Origin of the sequence: Chamaesiphon sp., assembly GCF_041738855.1 — a bacterium.
In the GTDB taxonomy this organism is placed as follows: domain Bacteria; phylum Cyanobacteriota; class Cyanobacteriia; order Cyanobacteriales; family Chamaesiphonaceae; genus Chamaesiphon.
In genome coordinates this window covers 1-4,423 of sequence record NZ_JBGSPA010000044.1, presented here as the reverse complement: position 1 = coordinate 4,423, position 4,423 = coordinate 1, and the positions used below count along the sequence as shown (strand labels likewise).

The window sequence follows — 4,423 nt, the reverse complement described above, 5'->3', positions numbered from 1 at the left end:
TAAGATTCTCTTTCAACTTATTGCCTTTGTCTCCAACCAACAGCAAACCGAACCTGCGGATACGGTGGATGCTCAGATCTCCCAATTGATGGCATATTTACGCACTACTCGCTGTTTGATTGTCTTCGATAATTTTGAATCGATTCTCTCCCATGGCGGTTATCGGGAAGGTTATGCTGGGTATAGCGAACTCCTGCGCCGGATTGCGACCGAACATTATGCTAGTTGTTTAATATTAACCAGTCGGGAAAAGCCCAAAACTTTGATTCATTTAGAAGGAGAATCTGGGGCAGTTTGCACGCTGGATTTACCTGGTTTGAGCGATCGCCAAGTGGAAGCGATCGGAACTGCCAATGGGTGTCATACAGTTAATTCCACTGATTGGAATCAGTTACAGCAATCTTACTCTGGCAACCCGTTAGCAATTAAAATTGCGGCGACGACAATTCGGGATCTATTCGACGGTAGCGTGAGTGCATTTTTAGAACAGGGGGTAATTCTCTGTAATGGGATCGATGCTTTACTGGCACAGCAATTCGATCGATTGTCCCAGATCGAGCGACAGGTAATGTACTGGCTAGCAATCGGGCGCGAAGCTGTGTCGATTTCGCAACTATTAGCAGACTTCATTCCTAGCGGATTTCGCTCTCAAGTTTTAGCCGCATTACAATCGTTAGATCGGCAAAGTCTGATTGAAAAAAGTTCGAGCTGCTTTACTTTACAACCCGTGGTGATGGAGTATGTCACTGACATATTTATCGAGCAGATTTGCGAAGAAATTACCACATCTAATGTGGTGATTTTCAATAGTCATGCACTGATTCAGGCTCAGACCAAAGACTATGTACGCGAAAGCCAAGTGCGAATGATTTTAGTCCCGCTGGTCGATCGACTCATGAATAAATTGCGATCGAAACCAGAAATCAAGCAGCAACTCGATCGATTATTAGTTAAGTTGCGAACTGAATTTGCTGGCACAAAAGGCTATGCAGGTGGCAATCTTATTAACCTTTACCGTCATTTGGCAGTCGATCTGAGTGGTTATGATTTTTCGGGTTTGTGTATTTGGCAAGCCTATCTGCTGAATGTAGATTTACATGACATTAACTTTGCCGATACCGATGTGGCCAAGTCAGTTTTTACTGAAACCTTTGGTAGCATTAACTCACTAGCTTTAAGTCCAGATGGCAACTATCTTGCTAGTGGTGGTTTTAACGGCGATATTTACTTGTGGGATACGCACACTCATCAACTTCAGTCGATCTTGAAAGGTCACATCAGTTTAGTTCATTCCCTGACTTACGCCTCTGTTCGCCTAGCGTCTTCAGCGGAGGATCGCCACATACTGGCAAGCGGCAGTTTCGATGGCACCGTCAGAATCTGGGATTTAAACACTGGTGAGTGCTTGAAGACACTTACCGACCATACCCAGTCGGTATACTCAGTATCATTTAGTCCAGATGGCAAAATCTTGGCAAGTGGTAGCGATGATAGCTCCATCAAAATTTGGGATGTCAACAGTGGGGAGTGTTTGAATAGCCTCCAGTATGAAGATGGGATCGAACCCCAAGATGTCAAGTGTATTGCATTTTGTGTAGATGGTCGCACCATTGCCAGCGGCTGTTCTAAGGGCACTATTTACCTCTGGCAAATCCAGAACGGTAGGCATGGAAAATACTGGAAAATGCTGGCGGGTCATCAAGGCTGGGTTTGGTCTGTAGTATTTAGTCCAGATGGCAAGTTTCTAGCCAGCGGCAGCGATGATACTACAGTCAAAATCTGGGAGATCGATACTGGTGAGTGTTTGGGAACTTTAGTAGGGCACAAAAATGAAGTGAAATCGGTAGCCTTCGATCGCGATGGTCGAAGGCTCATCAGCAGTGGCAAGGATCGTACCATCAAAATTTGGGACATTCAAACTCAAGAGTGCGAGCAGACGCTCATCGGTCATGAGAACGGGCTATGGTCGATTGCCGTCGATCTGAATCGTCAGCTCTTTGCCAGCGGCGGCCAAGACCGCATGATTAGATTTTGGAGTCTAGAGACTGGTCAATGTCTCAAGGTTTTACAGGGGTACTCAAATGCGCTCTTTGCGATCGTCTTTGTCCCGACATTTCATTTACCAGAATCGATCGACCCAAATATTGCGAACCCACCCATATTAATCGCTGGCGGATACTTCGATAAGATGCTCAGACTTTGGAATATTCAAAATAGTGAATATAGGAGTTTTCGAGGTCACACTGACGCGATTAGAGCAGTGGCAGTGAGTCCAGATGGTCGATTCCTAGCTGGTGGCGGTAGCAATGGAGATCCGAAGATTAAACTCTGGAGCGTGCAGGATGGCCAGTGCCTCAGAAATTTATCCGGTCATAGCTACGAAATCCGCTCGATGGCTTTCAGTTCGGACGGTCGAATTCTTGCCAGTGGCAGTACCGATCGCACCATTAGACTTTGGAGTACCCAAACGGGTGAGTGCCTCCAGATTTTGACAGGACACACGCATTGGGTGATGTCATTAGCGTTTGGCTTCCAGCCAGATATCCTGGTTAGTGCTAGTGGCGATCGCACGATTAACTTTTGGAATATCCACACGGGTGAATGTCTGCGGACTTGGCAGGTGGGCAGAGGGATTTGCACGATCGCGTTTAGCCCCAGCGGCGATATTTTGGCTAGTGGTAGTAGCGATCGCACGATTGGACTTTGGAGCATAGCTACGGGTGAATGTTTCCAGGTTTTGCGGGGTCATACGGACATTGTGATGTCTGTGGCTTTTAGTCCAGATGGACGATTGCTAGCCAGCGGTAGTTTCGATCGCACCGTCAGACTTTGGGATCTCCACACTGGTGAATGTCTGCAAGTATTAGAGGGACACGAAAGTGGGGTATTCTCAGTAGCTTTCATCCCCCAACATGGCACCAATCGTTCCGTTCGCCTTGCGGCGCGCTGGCACGAACGACTGTTGCTAGCCAGTTCTAGTGCTGATGCCACCATTCGGATTTGGGATGTTACTACGGGTGAATGCGTCAAAATCCTCCGCGCTCCTCGACCCTATGAAGGGATGAATATTCGGGGCATCCAAGGATTGACTGCTGCCCAGCAGGAGAATTTAATAGCTTTAGGAGCCACGCGGTAGAATCCATTGGCGATCTTTTCGATCGTTGGTACCAACTCGATCGAGTAAAGTTTCCCCTGTCTTGTCTCTCTAAACCGTCGGGAAACAAAGGCGTGCGAGAGCCGCAATCCAAAATCCAAAATGTTATTACTATTGAGGTTGCAAATTGTATTTCTCGCACATCTCTTGCACGACGATCGGATCGGGTGGAAAACTGGTAATTCGCGCACCAGCTTCTCGATAGAATGCTTCAGCAATAGTAGGTGAGACGACGATTAGCACGCGCGCTACGGGAGAAACTATTTTAAAAGCGTGAACGACATTGGCTGGGAAATGGGCGACTGCGCCAGCACCAATTGTTGCATAACGATCGCCGATTTGGATGTCTAATTCGCCCTCCAGGATGTAGAACGTTTCTTCCCAGGGATGGTTGTGGGCGGGTGCCGAACCCCCAACGGTATCGGTCATTTCAAACATCGCATAACGACTGTTGGTATCTTCAGTTGTGATTTTCCACACTACTGTGTGAGTTAGCAATTGGTGCGATTCACCTTCGCCAGATACGAGGATGTTGGGGTTGGGATGAGTTAATTTAGGTGTCATAATTTTGCTCCAGGGATTGATTTTTGGCGATCTTTTAGGGCGATCGGTGTGCATGGGTGTTGTTAGGCAACTTCATTGAGACTACAGACCCTCAGACAAAGCTGTCCGTTTGTACTACTGTAAATATTAGTCAATGCAGAAGCTAGCGATCGAAAGATCTCAAATGGGTTCGATCAGCCATCAGGTGAAATTTGGCAATCGAGAATTGAAGTGTGAGTTGGTGCGCTAGAAGGGTTGAAGCTGTTCCATGTCTCCAGAATAAGCTGCCACAAATAGTTTGACAGCCAGAAAAGATCGGAAAAGATCGGATCTGCGATTGTAATTTACGAATTATTCTGACTAGAATAAAGATAGATTCTGGCAGGGTCTTTGCCAATGACAGCAGATGAAGCTTTAGCATTACTCGATCGACTGCTTCAAGCTCAAAGTCTCCGCGATATTCAAGAGCAAGTGTTTCGTCACGCTTGGGAAGGTCGCACCTACCCCGATATGGCCGAGCTAATCGGCTATGATACTGGTTATATCCGCGATATCGGCTACGAACTGTGGCGACAATTGACTCAGGTATTGGGCGAACCCGTCACCAAAAATAATTTACAAGCGGTATTGCGTCGCCAGCGAGATCGTTCGCCTAAATTAGCTGTGCCAGAAGTTACCCCAGCTTCGCCCCCAGATCGAGATTGTTACTGGGGGGAACAGATCGAT

General features: G+C 47.1%; 3 protein-coding genes. 2 read left to right on the top strand and 1 reads right to left on the bottom strand.

Translation table 11 applies throughout. The annotated features are described in order from the left end of the window. Window positions 1-3,136: hypothetical protein (locus ACEW9I_RS05180; protein WP_373539294.1), on the top strand; the 3,136-nt coding region annotated here is incomplete at its 5' end. A 129-nt stretch (window positions 3,137-3,265) separates the two neighbouring features. Here the strand turns inward: ACEW9I_RS05180 and ACEW9I_RS05175 are convergent. Continuing rightward, complete coding sequence (locus tag ACEW9I_RS05175) at window positions 3,266-3,718, bottom strand: cupin domain-containing protein (protein WP_373539293.1); 453 nt, start codon at window positions 3,716-3,718, stop codon at window positions 3,266-3,268. A gap of 375 nt (window positions 3,719-4,093) precedes the next feature. On the opposite strand from ACEW9I_RS05175, the gene ACEW9I_RS05170 reads away from it, so the two are divergent. Next, the coding region (locus tag ACEW9I_RS05170) for a hypothetical protein (protein ID WP_373539292.1) at window positions 4,094-4,423 on the top strand (330 nt) is incomplete at its 3' end.